Origin of the sequence: Halostella litorea, assembly GCF_004785955.1 — an archaeon.
In the GTDB taxonomy this organism is placed as follows: domain Archaea; phylum Halobacteriota; class Halobacteria; order Halobacteriales; family Natronoarchaeaceae; genus Halostella; species Halostella litorea.
The window spans coordinates 690,018-705,588 of the sequence record NZ_SJER01000001.1 but is presented as its reverse complement, the minus strand read 5'-3'; the positions used below and the strand labels follow the sequence as shown (position 1 = coordinate 705,588).

Sequence of the window (15,571 nt, the reverse complement as noted above, 5' to 3'; positions counted from 1 at the left end):
CGGCCACCCTCCCGTCGGCCATGGACGACAGCGCGGCGGCGACGCGGGTCGAGTGGCGCGAGTGGGGGCCGGCGGCGTTCGAGACGGCCAACCGCGCCGGCAAGCCGGTGTTGCTCTCGCTCGCGGCGACGTGGTGTACGCACTGCCACGAGATGGACGAGACGACGTACTCCGAACCCCGCATCGCGGCCAACGTCAACGACGGGTTCGTGCCGGTGCGGGTCGACGTCGACCGCCACCCGCGGGTGGGCGAGCGGTACAACATGGGCGGGTTTCCGTCGACCGTCTTCCTCACTCCGGAGGGGGAGGTGCTGACGGGCGCGGGCTACCTCGGCCCGGACGGGATGCGGCAGGTGATAGACAGCGTGCGGAAGATGTGGGACTCGAAGGGGGCGAGCGCCGGCAGCGTCCCACGCGCCGTCCAGGGCAACGAGACGCCCGCGGGCGAACTCACCGACGACGTGGAGGGGCGGATGGTCGGCCGGCTCCGCGCGGCCTACGACGAGGCGGCCGGCGGCTGGGGGACCGACGCGAAGTTCCCGATGCCCCGCACCGTCGAGTTCGCGCTGAAGCGGGAGCGCGAGCAGGCGCTGCGGTCGCTTTCGGCCGTGAGCGCGAACCTGCTCGACGACTACGCCGGCGGCTTCTTCCGGTACGCGACCGAGGCCGACTGGAGCGGGATCCAGTACGAGAAGGTGCTCGACACGAACGCCGCCCTGCTTCGGGCGTTCGCCAACGCCTACCTCTACACCGGCGACGACACGTACCGTCAGCCGGCCGAGCGGACGCTGGAGTACCTGACGACGACGCTGTGGACGGGCGAGGCGTTCGCCGGGAGCCAGGCCGCCGGGGAGAGCGCGGGGTACTACACGCTCGACCCGAGCGACCGCGGGGACGCGGACGCGCCGCCGGTCGACGACACCGTCTTCGCCGACTGGAACGCGGTCGCCGTCGACGCGCTGCTCACGTTCCACGCCTACACCGACGACGAGCGCGCCCGGCAGTACGCCGAGCGCGCGCTGGACCACCTCCGCGCGGATCTGGTCGAGGACGGCCGCGTCGTCCACTACCGCGACGGCGACGAGACGGGCGAGCGCGGCCTGCTCGCGGACCACGCCCGGGTCGTCAGGGCGCTCTCGACGGCCCGGCAGGTGCTCGGCGCGGACGTCATCGACGAGGCGGAGACGCTCGCGGCGTACGCCCTCGACGACCTCCGGTCGGCGGGGTCGTTCACCGACGGGCCGGCGACCGGGCCGGCACTGCTGGACCGCCCGCTGCGGCCGCTCGACGCCAACGTCGAGTTCGCGGACGCCCTGCTGGACCTCCACGCGCTGACCGGGAAGGAGCGCTACTGGACGGCCGCCCGGGAGGCCGTCGAGGCCTTCGCCGGCGCGAGCGACCGGTTCGGCCCGCAGGTCGCCCACTACGCCGCCGTCGCGTCGCGCGTCCGCCGCGGCGGCCTCGCCGTCGCCGTCGCGGCCGACGCCGGCTCGGACCTCCACCGCGCGGCGCTACGGATGGCCGACCACGAGAAGGTCGTCGTCCCGGAGGCGACCGGCGACGCCTACGAGCGCGGCAACGCCTACGTCGTCGACGGCCCCGTGGACGGCGCGGCCCCCGACGCCGTCTCGGAGCCGGCGGCGACGCCGGACGAACTCGCCGCGCTCGTCGCGGACCGCGTGCAGTAGCCGCCCCGCGGCCGCTTCCTCGTGTAACGAGAACGACAAACCTTCGGTGTGTTTATGGTGTTGTAGCTAGAGAACGGAACGTATGGCGAGTTTGAGGGACCTGGGGCTGTCGGAGTACGAAGCGCGGGCGTACCGGGCGCTGTTGAACACGGGCCCGACAACCGCCAAAGAGTTGTCCCGGGCCAGCGACGTGCCGATGGGCCGCATCTACGACGTGTTGAACAGCATCGAGCAGTACAACCTCGTCCGGAGCCAGACGGCTAGCCGGCCGAAGAAGTACGTCGCCGTCGAGCCCTCGACCGCGCTCGACCGCCTGCTCGAGGACAAGAAACGCGAGTTAGACGAGAAGGCCGAGCAGTACGAGAGCATCGTCGACGACCTGAGCGACGAACTCGACGCCGCCGACCCCGTCGAGGAGCAGTTCTGGACCGCCGCCGTCGGCCCGGAGGAGACGACCGATCTCCTGCTCGAACGCCTCTCGGCGGCCGACCGCCGGGTCGTGATGGTCGCCTCCCACCGCTCCCCGCAGTTCGACATCAGCGACGTCGGCGTCCTGATCACCGACCAGCTGGAGGAGGCGCTGGCCCGCGGCGTCGAGGTCGACCTGCTGATGACGCCCGGGCTCGTCGACTCGCTCCCGCCGGCGGTCGGCAAGCGCTACCGCCGGTCGCTGTCGGACCACCCCGACTTCCACGTCCGCACCAGCGACGACATCTCCGGCACGTTCAACCTCATCGACGACATCGAGGTGTGCATCCAGGTCCCCAACCCGCTCGACGCCGACGAGGCGTTCGCGATGATTGACCTCAAGGACCCCGAGTTCGCCGCCGACGTCCACGAGACGTTCCAGCCGCGGTGGGACGGGGCCGAACCACTCTCGTTCTAGAAAGCCCTCGGCGCTCCTTGGCAGTCGCGCCTCGCCCTTTCAATGTCCACCGGAGGACGCTCCGCGTCCTCCGAGCCTTCGCTCACTTCGTTCGCGAAGACGCCGACGGTTGTCAGCGCACGCTTCGAGTGCCTGCCCTCCCCCGAACGCTCGCCCGCGGCGCGGAGGCGCGCCGCGCGCTCGCGCTGGCCGCGTGGTAATGTCGAACACCGGCAGGGACGGTGGTTTCCTGACCGATTCGGTAACCGATGCGGTTACCGATATGGTAACCAAAACGGTCGAAACCAAAACAGTCGTGACCGTATCAGTTGCCGGGGTGCGTGGTACCGACGGCTGGACGGGGAGCGAACGCGAGAGAAAGGACGGCTTACGCGGACTCGAAGTCCTCGGCCAGTTCGCGGCGGATCGTGCCGACCTCGACCTGGCGCTCGGCGTGGGCGTTGTGCTGGTGGATCGACTCGTCGTTGGACTGTTTCATCGTCACGACGGCCTCGTCGGGCAGGTCCGGAAACTCCCGGACGACGCCCTGGGCCATCGAGCGCACGCAGTCCTCGACGAACTTCGCGTTGGCGTGGGCCTGGTAGGTCATGTGGTCCTCGTCGGGGCGCTTCGCGAGGTTGTAGATGCGCGCGCTCATCGAGTCGCGGGCCACCTCGATCAGCTCCATCAGGTCGACCTCCGGCGCGCCCTCGCTCTGGACGGTCAGCGTGGCGTGGCCGCGCTGGGCGTGGCCGGCCTGGGGGACCTCGGCGAGGAACTCGCGGACGTCGTCCTCGGCGACGTCGAGTTCGCGGAGCTTCTCGCGGGCGCGTCCGCTCATCATCTGCTGGGAGCAGGGACACACCGTCATCCCGGTGACGCGGGCACCGATCTCCTCGTGGGTGCCGTCCTCGGTGGCCGTCGCGCTCGCGATGATGTCGACGGTGCCCTGCGTGGGCTTGCCGCTCTCGGGCGTCTCGTCGCGGACGACGTACTCGGCCTCCATCGACACCTCGGCCTTCGAGGTGTAGTCGTGCTTGTCCAGCAGGCGCTCGGCGGCGTCGCCGCAGACGTCCTCGACGCGGTACGTCTCCTCGCTCACCGCGTCCTCCAGTATCTCGTCGACGACCTCCATGTTGCGGGACATGTCCGCTCCCTTCCGCCAGCTCGGCAGGTCGACGAACACCTCGAACTCCGCGTTCAGCACGATGGGGCGCTTGCCGTTCCGTGCGATCTTCACGAGCTTCTCGACGCCGGTGACGCCGACCTGACTCAGCCCGACGGTCACGTCGGGGCTGGATGCCTGCACGTCCGGCAGTTGCTCACTCATCGGACACTGTTAGGGAAAGAACCCGATTAGGCCTTTCGAAACCGGGAGTCCTGGCGAGCGCCGGACCGACGGTCAGTCCAGCTTGTCGAGCGCCTGGAAGAAGTCCACGGGCGGCCCGGCGATCCGGACCGGCGTCTCCGCGGTGGTCACCCGGACGGTCGCGGGCGGGGACAGCTCCCGCTGAGTCCGCCCGTCGCTGATGGCGTAGCCGACCTCGGCGTCGTCGATCCGGACCGTCACCTCGCTCCCGTCGCCGGTGACAAGCGGCGGCATCCCGTCCGCGGCGCACATCTCCGTGACGACCAGGGCGTCGACGCCCGGCCGGACGAGCGGCCCGCCCTCGCTCAGGTTGTACGCCGTGCTCCCTGTACCGGTCGCCACCAGCACGCCGTCGGCGTGGCCGTCGGCGTACGTCGCCCCGTCGACCTCGACCGTCACCGACGCGCCGTTGTCCGGCCCGCGCTGCCGTCCCTGAACGACGACCTCGTTGATGGCCGGTTCGAGCGACCAGCCCTCGCCGGCCGCCCGGAGCCGCGGCACCTCGCGGTACCTGACCTCGCCGGTCTCCCGCAGGCGGTCGACCTCCTCGCGGACGGCCTCGACCGCGTCCGACGGCGGGACGGCGTTGAGAAAGCCCACCTCGCCGAGGTTGACGCCCATGATCGGCGTCGCCCCCGCGCCCCGGGCCGCAAAGAGGAACGTGCCGTCGCCGCCGATGCTCACCACGAGGTCGCAGTCCGCCATCCGGTCGACCGGTACCCCGTCGATAGAGAGCGCCTCCGCTGTCGCGGCGTCGACGGAACAGCCGACGCCGTCGGCGGCGAGCGTCTCGCGGAGGTCGGCGACGAGTGCGGCCGCGCGGTCGTTGCCGCGCTGCCCGACGAGCCCGACGTGCATGCCTCGCCGTTGCCGTCGCTGTGTGAAAAACTCCCCGTTGGGCAGCAAGCGTTATTTATCCCGGGCGGCCAATCGATCCGTATCACGGTGGCGTACAAACGCGCCGGGGGCGACGCTGTCACGGCTCCCCGCGTCAGGGTCGCGCGGTCGGCCGCCCACGCGGACACCCGCCGGTGTCCCGCTCCGGGGGGGTGGTCGGTGTGAGCGACGGCCTCGAGGACGACTGGTTCGAAAGCGCGGTCGAGAACGACGCGTCCGACGACGGCGACGGCGCTGCGCCCGACGGCGACGCCGAGGGCGAGGGCGGTGCCGACGCGCCCGCGGAGCAACACGGCGGGGCCGCACCCGAGGCCGCCGCGGACGAGGCCAACGCGGACGCCGGCGACGACCCGGACGACCCGGACGACCCGGAGGACGGGGGCTCGCTGTTCGAGGACGACTTCGCCGACGCGCTGGCCGGCGCGGGCCCGGACGCCATCCCGGACGACGACGCCGAAGGGTTCGGCGAGGCGCTCGACGTCGACGACGGGTTCGACGAGGCCGACGGCGACCCGCTCGGCGCGGAGTTCGACGTCGGCGGCGGCGGGGAGTTCGGCATGGAGGGGTTCGACGCCGAGTTCGGCACCGGCGGCGGCTTCGACGAGGGGTTCGAGGAGGAGGAGTTCGAGTCCGAACTGCCGCGGATCGAACTCGGCATCAAGGGGCTGGACGAGATGATACAGGGCGGCATCCCCGAGCGCTCGCTGATGGTCACCATCGGGAGCGCGGGCACCGGGAAGACGACGTTCGGCCTGCAGTTCCTCAACCACGCGCTGTCCCAGGGAGAGAAGGCGATCTACATCACGCTGGAGGAGAGCCGCAGCCGCGTCGTCAACAGCGCCACGGAGAAGGGGTGGGCGTTCGACGAGTACGTCGACGAGGGACGGCTCGCGGTCGTCGACATCGATCCCATCGAGATGGCAAACAGCCTCGCCTCCATCCGGAGCGAACTGCCGCGGCTCATCGATGAGTTCGGCGCGTCGCGGCTCGTGCTCGACTCCGTCTCGCTGCTGGAGATGATGTACGACGACCGCGCCACGCGCCGCAACGAGATATACGACTTCACCAAGAGCCTCAAACGGGCCGGCGTGACGACGATGCTGACCAGCGAGGCCAGCCAGGACAGCGCCTACGCCTCCCGCCACGGGATCGTCGAGTACCTCACCGACGCCGTGTTCATCCTCCAGTACGTCCGCCCCTCGGACTTCCGCGAGACGCGCCTGGCCGTCGAGATCCAGAAGATCCGCGACGCCAACCACTCCCGCGAGACCAAGCCCTACGAGATCACCAACGAGGGGATCAGCGTCTACCGGCAGGCGAACATCTTCTGACCGGTTGCGTTCGTCGGGCGGACTCCGAACCGCAACGCCTTACGCCGGCGGGCCTCATCCCCGGGTATGAACGCGATCCGCGTCGTCCGGGGCACGGCGACGGGACCCACGGAGATGGCGGCGTACGACGCCGCGCTCGCCGAGGCGCACGTCCACAACTACAACCTCGTCCCCGTCTCGTCGGTGATCCCCGCCGACGCCGAGGTGGAGGCGGTCGGCACCGCGCCGGATCTGGGCCCGGCGGGCCAGCGCCTGACGGTCGTGGAGGCGCGCGCGACCGTCGCGGGGCCGGGCCGCGCCAGCGCGGGACTCGCCTGGGCGACCTCCGAGGAGGGGCCGGGGCTGTTCTACGAGGCCGCCGGGGAGACGGGCGCGGAGGACGTCCGCGACCGGGTGGTCGAAGGGCTCTCCACGGGGCAGGAGCTCCGCGACTGGACGTTCGGCGAGGTCCGCCACGAGGTCGCCACCGCGCCGGCCGAGCCGGGGATGTACACCGCCGCGGTCGTGCTCGCGGTCTACGGCGAGTCGTCGTCGATTTTCTGAACGTTGTCCCGGCCGAACGCTTTTTATCCGGGGCCACCCTATCCGCGGTAGCGAGATTCTCATGAACGGAAACACGCCGTACGCCGGAAATCCGGGGATCACACAGGCCGGCAAGCGCGCGTCAGCCGACCTCCCGGAACTCTCGGCCGACCAGAAGCGGGCGCTCCGTCAGGACGTCTCCCGCATCGCCGCCCGCACTCGCGAGTTTCTCCCCAGCGAGTACGTCGTCGACTCGGAGATCTCCCACGGCTCCGCCGGTCCGCAGGCGACCGTCGCCGTCCGCCCTCCCGTCGGTCACCCCGTCAGCGCCGGCTTCACCCCGGACCGCGACGACCTCGACGGCGAGGACCTGATCGCCGCGGAGGACCGCGACGAGGTCGCCCGCGGCCTCGCCGCCAGCGCCGCCCTGCAGGTCAAGCAGGCGATGCAGGAAGGCGTCACGCCGACCGCTCGATAGCGCCTCCGCCGTCACGCCGAACAGCACGAAAAACAGTCCTATCCCCGCGAGTACGCCGGCCGCGCTCAGCCCGATCCAGTACTGGCGCGTCCTCGCGGCCGCGGGGTCTTTCTCCCACTTCGACGGCGACACCCAGTTTCACGACCGCTCTACCGCGTCCAGTTCCATGTACGCCGCTCCGGCGACCAAGAACGAGGAGGACGGGCCGGTTTAGCGGTCGACGGCGAGGGCGTCGAACGTTTCCGCGACGATCGCCCTCCGGTTCTCGTTGAACGAGTGGTTCTCGCCGGGTAGCACCGTCACGTTGCCGTCCCCGACGGCCCCGGCGATGCGCTCGCACTCCTCGGGGGACACGCCGCGGTCCTCGTCGCCGACGAGCAGCCGGACCGGGACGTCGATCGCTTCGAGGTCGGCGGTGCCGACCGCGATCGGCAGGTCCTCCGTGTCCCCGATCCGCTCGTCGTCGGCGTGGTCGACGCTCCCCTCGACGAGTTCGACTGCGGGAGCCCAGAGCACGAGCCGATCGACGGCGTCGGGGACGTGCGTGAGCGCGATCCCGCCGCCGAAGCTCTTGGCGATCAGGTGGATCTCGGAGCAGCCCTCGTCGCGAAGCCGCGCCACCGCGGCGTTGACCTCGGCGCGGAGGTCGCCGAACGCCTTCGCCTCCAGTTCGTCCGTGTCCTCCCAGCTCTCGTACCGGAAGACGTGCCTGCCGGTCCCGGCCAGTTCGTACGCGACGATGTCGAAGATGTTCCCGAACGGGCCGTGTCCCGCGCCGGGGATCATCACGACGCCGACGTCGGACTCGGCGTCGCCCTCCGGACGGTTCAGTCGGCCCTCGTACGTCTCCTCGCCGAACTCCAGTTCGGACAGTTCGATTCCCACCCGTGCGAGTACCTAACGGTCTGTGATAAGTGGTTCGGGGGTGTGTGGATCGGTGGCGGACGGGATGTGCGACTGTGGGAAGCCCGACTGTGTCGCCGCGGAAAGCTGAGAAGCGTACGGCGGCGAAGCCGCCGTTTCACCGCCGGAGCGAGGCGTAGCCTCACGAAGGCGGCCTTTTTGATCGACATTTTTGCCGGGAGCGGTTCGCTCGCTCCGCGAGCGAACCCGACCGGCAAAAAGGTCGCTCTACTTCCCCCAGAACGGGTCGCGCTTGCGCTGCTTGTCGAGGTACTGCTGGAGCGCCTCGAACTCGTCGGCCGGGATGTCGTCGGACAGTTCCTGTTCGAGGATCTTGGCGTGTTTCTCGGGGAGTTCGGTCCACAGTTCGTCGCCCTCCTCGATGCCACGGCCGACGGTGGGCCCGTCGATGGCGACGGAGACGCGGTCGCCGCGGCGGGCCTCCTCGACGTCGTCGCCCTGCTCCTGGATGCCTTTTATCTGCCCGACGCGCTCGGGTTCGCTGCCCTCGAACAGGACGACGCGGGAGTTGTTCTTCACCGTGCCGGCGAGCACCTCGACGCCGACGACGGCGGGGTCGTTCTGCCGGAACGTGTGGTCCGGGAGGATGCGGAAGCGGGCGGGGCGGGTGATGTTCTCCAGCACCGTCTCCTGCTGGGCCTGTTCGACCTCCTCGACGTACTCCTCGTACTCCTCGATCAGCTGGTAGATCACGTCGCTGGTGAAGAGGTGGACGTCGTCGCGGTCGACCTGGTCCTCGGCGTCCTCCAGCACGTCGACGTTGAACCCGAGGATGGTGCGGTGCTTGTCCTCCTCGGCGGTGTCGGCGACGGAGACGTCCCGCGGGGCGACGTCGCCGACCTCGGCGCGGACGATGGGAACCTCGGCCTCCGCGAGGGCGTTGGCCATCGCTTCGAGGCTGCCGAGCGTGTCGGCCTTGATGACGACGCCGTCCTCCTCGGTGGAGACGGCGATGTCGCTGAGTTCGGCCCGCACCTCCTCGATGACCTCCTCGACCGGCCGGTCGCGGACGACGCGGACGGGCGCGCCGGCCATCGCCTCGTCGAGTTCCGGCGCGGCGATCTTCACGCCGGCCGCCGCGGAGATGGAGTCGACGTTCTCGAACCGGCTCTCGGTGCGGATCTCGGCGAGCGGGCGGGGCTTCAGCAGGGCGCGGACCTCCGTGACGATGGGGTCGTTCTCGCCGCCGACGACGATGGTGTCGTCCTCGGAGACGGTGCCGTCGTACAGCACCACGTCGATCGTCGTGCCGAAGCCCTTCTCGTCTTTGACTTCGAGCACGGTGCCGACGCCGGGCCCCTCGACGTCTATCTCCATGGCCTCCTTCATGTAGCGCTGGGACAGGCCCATCATCACCGTCAGCAGGTCCGGAACGCCCTCGCCGGTCATGGCCGAGACGGGGACGACGCCGACGTTGTTCTGGAAGTTCTGGACCCGCCAGTACATGTCCGCGGAGAAGCCCTCGTCGGAGAGGTTGCCGATGATCTCGTAGAGGCTCTCGTCGAGGTCCGACCGGACGCGGTCGCGCTGGCCCTCGTAGCTCTCCCGGATCGGCGCGTCCTCGGTGGGGTTCCACCCGGGCACCGTGTCGACCTTGTTCGCGGCGACGATGAAGGGCGTCTCGGAGCGCTTGAGGATGTCGAGCGCCTCCAGCGTCTGGGGCTGGAACCCGTCGTTCACGTCGACGACGAGGATGGCGATGTCGGCCAGCGCGCCGCCGCGGGAGCGAAGCGTCGTGAAGGAGTGGTGGCCCGGCGTGTCGATAAAGAGCAGGCCGGGCAGGTCGAAGTCGTCCGGGTCGACGAGTTCCCCGGCGATCTCCGAGATCACGTCGAGCGGGACGGCCGTCGCGCCGATGTGCTGGGTGATCGCCCCGGACTCGCCCTCGATGACGGCGGAGCCGCGGATCTTGTCGAGGAGGCTCGTCTTGCCGTGGTCGACGTGGCCCAGGACGGCGACGATGGGGGTGCGAAGGGATTCAGACGGGTCGCGTGTTTCGGTATCAGACATGGCTAACCACCCGAGAAGGTTCTTGTGTAGGCGTACTCTGCGCGGCATTTAAGGGTATCGTCACGCGTCCGATACCCGCGCCACGGGGTCGCCGGCGACGGACGGGGGCGTCCGCGCCACAGCCGACCGCCCCGTCAGGGTTATGGTCGGCCGTGCGAACGATCCCCATATGATCCGAGCCGCCCTCGCGCGCCTGTGGCACCGCATCCGGGAGGCCGTCGCGGTCGCGGACCCCGACGAGCGGATCGAGGGGTCCGGCGAGGTGTACCTCGACCCGGCGTACAACGGCCGGTACGAGGGCGAACGGGAGTTACAGCGGCTCTCGAACGCCGAGGAGGACCCGGAGGAATAGGCTCCGTCGGTCGCTCGGGGTCCCCGTGGCGTTTATATCTCATTAGTGGGAAGGGAGGGGTATGCCGGACATACTCGCCGAGAACCTCTCGGGGAAGGCCGTCATGGGTTCCGACGGCACGGAACTGGGAATGCTGTACAACATCACGATGGACCTCCGAACGGGGGAACTCGACGACATCCTCGTCGACCCGTCCGACGAAACCCCGGCCCGGAACATCGACTTCGATACCGACGGCGGCGGCCGCTACCGCGTCCCCGTCTCGCGCGTGCAGGCGGTGAAAGACTACATCGTCGTCCAGCGGTAAATGTACGTTCTCGATTCCTCAGCCTTCATCGACGAGTACCACACCGACGAGCAGACGGCGACGATACCCATGGTCCGCGAGGAACTGGAGGACGAGAGCGCCTACCGGTTCGACGCCATGGAGGGCTCGGGGATGCATATCCACATCCCCGGCGAACAGACCGTCGAGAAGGTCCGCCGGGCCGCGGGGGAGATCGGTGACCTGGAGGAACTCTCGGATACGGACGTGCGCCTCATCGCGGCCACGTTCGAACTCGACGGGACGCTCGTCACCGACGACTACGCCATGCAGAACGTCGCCGACCGGCTGAACGTCGGCGTGGACGTGATCGCCAAGGAGGGGATCACCGAACAGCGCGACTGGAACTTCCAGTGTCAGGGCTGTGGCCGCGAGTTCGACGACAACAGGGACCGCTGTCCGATCTGTGGCAGTTCGCTCTCCCGGAAGAACCCGTCGAATGCGTAGCCGCCTACCGCCTGTCGCCCTCGGTCTGTTCGAGGCCGCGCTGGATCAGCTGTCGCAGCACCTCCTCCTCGGTGAGGTCGTACTCGCGGGCGAGCCGCCGCACCCGCTCGGTGACGTCGTCCTCACAGACGATTGAGTACTGCCTGACCATGGCTCCGATTCGACTGGGGTAAAAATAAAATTCAGTCAGACGACCGTCATACGGGCCGCCGGACGCCGTCGCCGGGGACCGCGACGACCGCCCGTGGACACACTCCGTCTCAGACGAGGGCGGGGACCCCGCCCGTGAGTTCGACGTAGAGGGACGCGAACTGGACGGCGTTCAACACGCCGTGGACGAACGCGGGCACCAGGATGTTGTCGGTCCGGGCGTACACCGCGCCGAGCACTATCGAGAGCGTAAACAGGGTGGCGAGGCTCCCGACCGTCGCGCCGAACGCCCCGCCGCCGTACGCCGGGATGTGGACCAGCGCGAACACGACGCTGGCGACGACGACCGCGACTGGCCGGGTGAACGCGTCGTACAGCGACTTCTGGACGATGTTGCGGAATATCAGCTCCTCGCAGGGGCCGATGACCAAAAGCGTGATCGGGATCAACACCAGCAGTATCTCGGGGTTGCCCCCGGCGGCCTGCTCGACCGTGGAGTGGCTCGACGAGGGGACGCCCAGAGCCTGGTACGCGACCGTCACCGCGATGAGACCCCCGAAGATGATGAAGACGCCGGCGACCGCCCACCCGACGTCCCGCAGCGACGGCACGCGGACGTCGAAGAAGTCGGTCGTCGCGCCCGTCGTGTTCACGAACACGTACGCCGTCACGGCGGTGCCGATGAGCAGGCCGCCCGCGCTGACGAACTGCTCCCTGACGGGCGTGATCTCCGGCCACACGGTCAGCAGGAGCAACAGCGCGACGACCAGCGCCCCGACGTTGAGCATGAGGTAGCCGAACAGCCCGAGGCCGGTGCTGACGGCCGTCGACCGGGTCATCGACGCGAGGCGGGCGTCGGGGATCGCCCGCCAGTCGGCGACGGCCGCGAGGACGCCCCCGAGGCCGCCGACGAGCGTCCCGATCCCGCCGACCGCCAGCGGGGTGAGGCCGAACGCGATCGGCTCGCCGGACCCGCCGACGGCGAGCGCGTAGCCGCCGACGGCCGCCGCCGCGAGGCTGCCGGCCGCGGCCGCCGGCGCGGCAGTACGGCTGCTCAGCACGTCCCGCCGTCGCGCGAAGAAGGCCGCGGCGGCGACGCCCGCGACCACCACGCCGCCGACGGCCACCGTCACGTCGTCGAGCACGCCGTCGGACAGCAGAAGCACCGCCGCCAGGAGTGCGACGGCGGCGAGGAACGCCCCCGCGTCCGGCGCGAGCGACCGGTCGCCGGCCCCGGCGTACTCCCCCGCGACTGCCGTGTCGTTCATGCCCCCGCCTTCGGTCGCCGGAAGTAAAGGCTCTCCCCTTGCGGCGGGCGCTTGGGCATCCCCGGACGGCCCCGCCGGCTCACTCGACGACGAGCCGTTCCTTCTCCGCGACGGCGTCGGCCTCCTCGAACTCGCCGCCGCCGAGCAGGCCGCGGGCGGCGCGCTTGCCCCACTCGACGGCCGGCTGGACGAACGTGTCGATCCCGTACAGCTCGCCGGCCAGCACGCAGGCGGCCTCCATGCCGTACAGCAGTTCGCCGAGGCCGCGCTCGTCGACGCGGTCTATCTCCACCCGCACCGACGGGCGGCCGGCGGCGGCGAGGCTCGCCTCCGTCGCCTCGAACTCCGCGTCGAGCAGTTCGCCCAGCGACGAGCCGCCGAGGTAGGCCAGCCCCTCCAGGTCCGTCTCGGGGATCGGGACGTCGGGCCGCTCGCGCGGGCGCACCATCGTCACGAGCTTGTCCCGCGGCCCGGCGCGGTAGAGCTGGAGCTGGGAGTGCTGGTCGGTCGCGCCGAGCGCGCGGGCGGGCGTCTGCCCGAGGCCGTCCTTGCCGAGGCTCTCGGCCCACAGCTGGGCGAACCACTCGGCGTACGTCTCCAGGGACTCGGCGTAGGGCAGCATCGCGTTGACCGACGCGCCGCGGCAGTCCAGCGCGTACGCGGTCGCGCCGTAGGCGTAGGCGGGCGACTCGAACAGCGACCCGGCGAGGCGGTCGGCCTCGTCGGCGGCCCCCGCGAGGACCGCGTCGAGGTCGTGGCCACACAGCGCCGCGCAGGCCAGCCCGACCGTCGAGAACGCCGAGAACCGGCCGGGGACGCCGTCGGGCACGTCGAGCGCCGGCAGGTCGTGTTTCTCCGAGAGGCGGCGCAGCGGCCCCGACTCGCCGGTCGTGACGAACGTGTGCTCCGTCCAGTCGACGCCGGCCGCGTCCATCGCCTCGCGGACGACGAGGAAGTTCGACAGCGTCTCGGCGGTCGTCCCCGACCGGGAGACGGCGTTGACGACGACGGTCGACAGGTCGAGCGAGTCGAGCAGCCCGCGGACGTGGGCCGGGTCGACGTTGTCGAGGAAGTACGCGTCGACGTCGGAGTCGAGCGCGTCGGCGAGCGTCGCCGCGCCGAGCGCGCTCCCGCCGATGCCGACCGTGAGGACGGCGTCCGGGTCGTCGAACCGGTCGACCGCCGCGCGGATCGCGTCCGGGTCGGTCGTCTCGGGCAGGTTCAGCGCGGCGTAGCCGTGCTCGGCGTCGGCCCGGCCCGCCTCGATCCGCTCGTGGGCCGCGGCGACGTCGTCGTCGAGCCGTTCGAGCGCGTCGCGCGAGACGCCGGGCGAGGCCACCGACGCGAGCGCGTTGCCGATGTCGACGTGCATGGTGCAACGCCCGTCGCGGCGGGTTAAGTCAGTACCGCGTTCGGGCGGCGCGGGACCGCGGCGCTTATTCCGTCCTCGGCCGAATCCCCGACAATGGCCGACTCCGACGACGGGCGCGCGTACCGCGGGCTGCCCGGCGCGTTCCCCTACGCCTTCCGGTCGAGCGAGTCGCTGCTGTTCCGGAGCTACGTCGGCGCGAGCGCGCTGGTCGGACTGCTCGTGAGCTTCCTGCTCGGCTCGGCGCTTGTCGTGCTCGTGGCCAACACGCTCGGCACGGCGGGCGGGTCGCTCACCCTCTCGCGCTCCTTCTACGTCCTCGTCGGGATCCTCGTCGTCGTCCCGCTGGTCGCGCCGGTGTTGCTCGTCGCGCGCCGCCACCGCCGCGGCGGGAGCACCGCGCGCTACGACCGCGCGCTCGCGGCGGCCGGCTTCCTGTTCGTGCTGTCGCTGTACCTCGGGCTGGTCGCCTCGATGCCCGAGACGTTCGTCCTCGACGGCGAGACCGTCACTCGCCCGGAGCCGAGCGGCCTCGCGGCCCCCGTCGTCTCCCTGCTGTATGCGATCCCCCCTGTCGCGTCGCCGGTCGTCCCGGCGGCGGCGGCCGCGCTGATGGGGCTGGTCCACCGTCGCTATCGGTGAGCGGAAAAGGGTCGAGGCCGTTCGTCCGCCCATGAGCGAGAAGACGGGGACGTTCGTCGTCACGCACGCCGACGAGGAGTCCGCGGTCCTGCGGGACGTCGCGGACAGCCAGGTGCACACGCTGTCGTCGAACCCCGGCGTCGAGGCCGACGACGTGCTGACCGCGACGATAGCGCCGGACCCGCCCCTGGAGGTGTCGTGGCAGGTCGTCGAGGTCGAAGGGCGCCGGCAGGTCGAACTCGTCGACAGCGACCTCTCGCCGACGACGCAGGCGATGGAACTGGCCGCCGAGCAGGAGCCGGGCGACCTGACCCGCGAGGAGCGGGCCGGGACCGGCGAGATCCACGTCCTGTCGGTGCCCGAGGGGACGGACGTGGCCGACGCCGCGGCCGATGTACTGGAGGACGAGGCGACGCTCGCGCGGGCCGCGCGCCTCGACGCCGTCCGCGTGGAGGTCCGCACCGACGACGAGGAGGGCGTGGTGAACGTCCGGTACCTGCCGGACTAACCCGCTCCCGCCGGGGCGGCGGCCGCCCGGCTACGCCGTCGGGCCGCCGGCGCTCTGGACGCGCCACCCGCCCTCGACGTCGCAGGCCTCGCGGACCGCGAACTCGAACGCGGTGTCGTCGCCGACCCGTTCGGGGCCGTCGACGGACTCGACCCGGAGCGGTACGTCGAGCGCGTCGCCACAGCAGCCCACGCCGACGAACTCCTCCCACACGTCGCCCGCGGCGGCCGCGTCGCGGGTGCGCCGGAGGAACGCCCGGAACGACGGTTTCTCGACCTGGAAGCGCCCCCAGTCGCTCAGGTCGGCCGGGTACGAGACGACCACGGTGTTTGCGGTGTCGGGCATGCCGGGGCGTACGCGCCGCGGACACAAATTCTACACGCAATGTTAACGTCCAACAGGCGGTCTCGCGGCGGTTCCGGATAT

Annotated in this window: 18 protein-coding genes; 10 read left to right on the top strand and 8 right to left on the bottom strand. The window is 70.6% G+C overall.

The window, feature by feature from the left end; genetic code table 11:
• Window positions 1-20: 20 nt before the first annotated feature.
• Together EYW40_RS09135 and EYW40_RS09130 are read left to right on the top strand one after the other, a co-directional pair.
• Window positions 21-1,688: a DUF255 domain-containing protein gene (locus EYW40_RS09135; RefSeq protein WP_135821302.1), complete on the top strand. Its 1,668-nt coding sequence runs from the start codon at window positions 21-23 to the stop codon at window positions 1,686-1,688.
• Between the two features lie 82 nt (window positions 1,689-1,770).
• Window positions 1,771-2,574, top strand: coding sequence for a TrmB family transcriptional regulator (locus tag EYW40_RS09130; RefSeq protein ID WP_135821301.1), 804 nt, complete (start codon window positions 1,771-1,773; stop codon window positions 2,572-2,574).
• A gap of 367 nt (window positions 2,575-2,941) precedes the next feature.
• On the opposite strand, the gene mptA is transcribed toward EYW40_RS09130, so the two are convergent.
• Window positions 2,942-3,883, bottom strand: coding sequence for a GTP cyclohydrolase MptA (gene mptA / locus EYW40_RS09125; RefSeq protein WP_135821300.1), 942 nt, complete (start codon window positions 3,881-3,883; stop codon window positions 2,942-2,944).
• A 72-nt stretch (window positions 3,884-3,955) separates the two neighbouring features.
• Window positions 3,956-4,780 carry an NAD(+)/NADH kinase gene (locus EYW40_RS09120; protein ID WP_135821299.1) on the bottom strand — a complete coding sequence of 275 codons (825 nt, stop codon included), beginning with the start codon at window positions 4,778-4,780 and terminating at the stop codon, window positions 3,956-3,958.
• Window positions 4,781-4,971: 191 nt separating this feature from the next.
• Between EYW40_RS09120 and EYW40_RS09115 the strand changes: the two genes are divergently transcribed.
• The 3 genes from EYW40_RS09115 (at window position 4,972) to EYW40_RS09105 (ending at window position 7,150) form a co-directional block, all read left to right on the top strand.
• Entirely contained in the window at window positions 4,972-6,150 is a 1,179-nt protein-coding gene (locus tag EYW40_RS09115) for a KaiC domain-containing protein (RefSeq protein WP_375137155.1), read from the top strand.
• 66 nt (window positions 6,151-6,216) lie between these two features.
• Entirely contained in the window at window positions 6,217-6,693 is a 477-nt protein-coding gene (locus EYW40_RS09110; RefSeq protein WP_135821297.1) for a pyruvoyl-dependent arginine decarboxylase, read from the top strand.
• 61 nt (window positions 6,694-6,754) lie between these two features.
• Complete coding sequence (locus tag EYW40_RS09105) at window positions 6,755-7,150, top strand: DUF5811 family protein (protein WP_135821296.1); 396 nt, start codon at window positions 6,755-6,757, stop codon at window positions 7,148-7,150.
• 210 nt (window positions 7,151-7,360) lie between these two features.
• On the opposite strand, the gene EYW40_RS09100 is transcribed toward EYW40_RS09105, so the two are convergent.
• A complete protein-coding gene (locus tag EYW40_RS09100; RefSeq protein ID WP_135821295.1) occupies window positions 7,361-8,035 on the bottom strand; it encodes an alpha/beta hydrolase in 675 nt (224 codons plus the stop codon).
• 246 nt (window positions 8,036-8,281) lie between these two features.
• Window positions 8,282-10,084, bottom strand: a complete 1,803-nt coding sequence (gene infB / locus EYW40_RS09095) for a translation initiation factor IF-2 (protein ID WP_135821294.1) — start codon at window positions 10,082-10,084, stop codon at window positions 8,282-8,284.
• 169 nt (window positions 10,085-10,253) lie between these two features.
• Here infB and EYW40_RS19970 point away from each other — a divergent pair, with 169 nt between their 5' ends.
• From EYW40_RS19970 to EYW40_RS09080, 3 genes are all read left to right on the top strand, one after another.
• Window positions 10,254-10,436, top strand: coding sequence for a hypothetical protein (locus EYW40_RS19970; RefSeq protein WP_135821293.1), 183 nt, complete (start codon window positions 10,254-10,256; stop codon window positions 10,434-10,436).
• A 61-nt stretch (window positions 10,437-10,497) separates the two neighbouring features.
• The gene (locus EYW40_RS09085) at window positions 10,498-10,743 is read left to right on the top strand and encodes a PRC-barrel domain-containing protein (RefSeq protein ID WP_135821292.1); all 246 of its coding nucleotides are present in this window, start codon (window positions 10,498-10,500) and stop codon (window positions 10,741-10,743) included.
• A complete protein-coding gene (locus EYW40_RS09080; protein ID WP_135821291.1) occupies window positions 10,744-11,208 on the top strand; it encodes an NOB1 family endonuclease in 465 nt (154 codons plus the stop codon).
• Window positions 11,209-11,212: 4 nt separating this feature from the next.
• Here EYW40_RS09080 and EYW40_RS09075 read toward each other — a convergent pair whose 3' ends face one another.
• From EYW40_RS09075 to EYW40_RS09065, 3 genes are all read right to left on the bottom strand, one after another.
• A complete protein-coding gene (locus tag EYW40_RS09075) occupies window positions 11,213-11,359 on the bottom strand; it encodes a CopG family transcriptional regulator (protein ID WP_135821290.1) in 147 nt (48 codons plus the stop codon).
• A 109-nt stretch (window positions 11,360-11,468) separates the two neighbouring features.
• Window positions 11,469-12,626, bottom strand: coding sequence for a CPBP family intramembrane glutamic endopeptidase (locus EYW40_RS09070; RefSeq protein ID WP_135821289.1), 1,158 nt, complete (start codon window positions 12,624-12,626; stop codon window positions 11,469-11,471).
• A gap of 79 nt (window positions 12,627-12,705) precedes the next feature.
• Window positions 12,706-13,998, bottom strand: a complete 1,293-nt coding sequence (locus tag EYW40_RS09065; protein ID WP_135821288.1) for a glucose-6-phosphate isomerase — start codon at window positions 13,996-13,998, stop codon at window positions 12,706-12,708.
• Between the two features lie 93 nt (window positions 13,999-14,091).
• Between EYW40_RS09065 and EYW40_RS09060 the strand changes: the two genes are divergently transcribed.
• Complete coding sequence (locus EYW40_RS09060) at window positions 14,092-14,637, top strand: DUF8056 family protein (protein WP_135821287.1); 546 nt, start codon at window positions 14,092-14,094, stop codon at window positions 14,635-14,637.
• 31 nt (window positions 14,638-14,668) lie between these two features.
• Window positions 14,669-15,145: a DUF5812 family protein gene (locus EYW40_RS09055; RefSeq protein ID WP_135821286.1), complete on the top strand. Its 477-nt coding sequence runs from the start codon at window positions 14,669-14,671 to the stop codon at window positions 15,143-15,145.
• A 30-nt stretch (window positions 15,146-15,175) separates the two neighbouring features.
• On the opposite strand, the gene EYW40_RS09050 is transcribed toward EYW40_RS09055, so the two are convergent.
• A complete protein-coding gene (locus tag EYW40_RS09050) occupies window positions 15,176-15,490 on the bottom strand; it encodes a DUF7968 family protein (RefSeq protein ID WP_135821285.1) in 315 nt (104 codons plus the stop codon).
• Between the last annotated feature and the right edge of the window lie 81 nt (window positions 15,491-15,571).

Excerpts from the sequence above, each read along its gene's own strand:
- EYW40_RS09085 (WP_135821292.1), top strand. The coding sequence starts at position 10,498 with ATGCCGGACATACTCGCCGAGAACCTCTCGGGGAAGGCCGTCATGGGT.
- EYW40_RS09050 (WP_135821285.1), bottom strand. The coding sequence starts at position 15,490 with ATGCCCGACACCGCAAACACCGTGGTCGTCTCGTACCCGGCCGACCTG.
- EYW40_RS09110 (WP_135821297.1), top strand. The coding sequence starts at position 6,217 with ATGAACGCGATCCGCGTCGTCCGGGGCACGGCGACGGGACCCACGGAG.
- infB (WP_135821294.1), bottom strand. The coding sequence starts at position 10,084 with ATGTCTGATACCGAAACACGCGACCCGTCTGAATCCCTTCGCACCCCC.
- EYW40_RS09055 (WP_135821286.1), top strand. The coding sequence starts at position 14,669 with ATGAGCGAGAAGACGGGGACGTTCGTCGTCACGCACGCCGACGAGGAG.
- EYW40_RS09120 (WP_135821299.1), bottom strand. The coding sequence starts at position 4,780 with ATGCACGTCGGGCTCGTCGGGCAGCGCGGCAACGACCGCGCGGCCGCA.
- EYW40_RS09080 (WP_135821291.1), top strand. The coding sequence starts at position 10,744 with ATGTACGTTCTCGATTCCTCAGCCTTCATCGACGAGTACCACACCGAC.
- EYW40_RS09135 (WP_135821302.1), top strand. The coding sequence starts at position 21 with ATGGACGACAGCGCGGCGGCGACGCGGGTCGAGTGGCGCGAGTGGGGG.
- EYW40_RS19970 (WP_135821293.1), top strand. The coding sequence starts at position 10,254 with ATGATCCGAGCCGCCCTCGCGCGCCTGTGGCACCGCATCCGGGAGGCC.
- EYW40_RS09070 (WP_135821289.1), bottom strand. The coding sequence starts at position 12,626 with ATGAACGACACGGCAGTCGCGGGGGAGTACGCCGGGGCCGGCGACCGG.
- EYW40_RS09105 (WP_135821296.1), top strand. The coding sequence starts at position 6,755 with ATGAACGGAAACACGCCGTACGCCGGAAATCCGGGGATCACACAGGCC.
- EYW40_RS09065 (WP_135821288.1), bottom strand. The coding sequence starts at position 13,998 with ATGCACGTCGACATCGGCAACGCGCTCGCGTCGGTGGCCTCGCCCGGC.
- EYW40_RS09075 (WP_135821290.1), bottom strand. The coding sequence starts at position 11,359 with ATGGTCAGGCAGTACTCAATCGTCTGTGAGGACGACGTCACCGAGCGG.
- EYW40_RS09060 (WP_135821287.1), top strand. The coding sequence starts at position 14,092 with ATGGCCGACTCCGACGACGGGCGCGCGTACCGCGGGCTGCCCGGCGCG.
- EYW40_RS09130 (WP_135821301.1), top strand. The coding sequence starts at position 1,771 with ATGGCGAGTTTGAGGGACCTGGGGCTGTCGGAGTACGAAGCGCGGGCG.
- mptA (WP_135821300.1), bottom strand. The coding sequence starts at position 3,883 with ATGAGTGAGCAACTGCCGGACGTGCAGGCATCCAGCCCCGACGTGACC.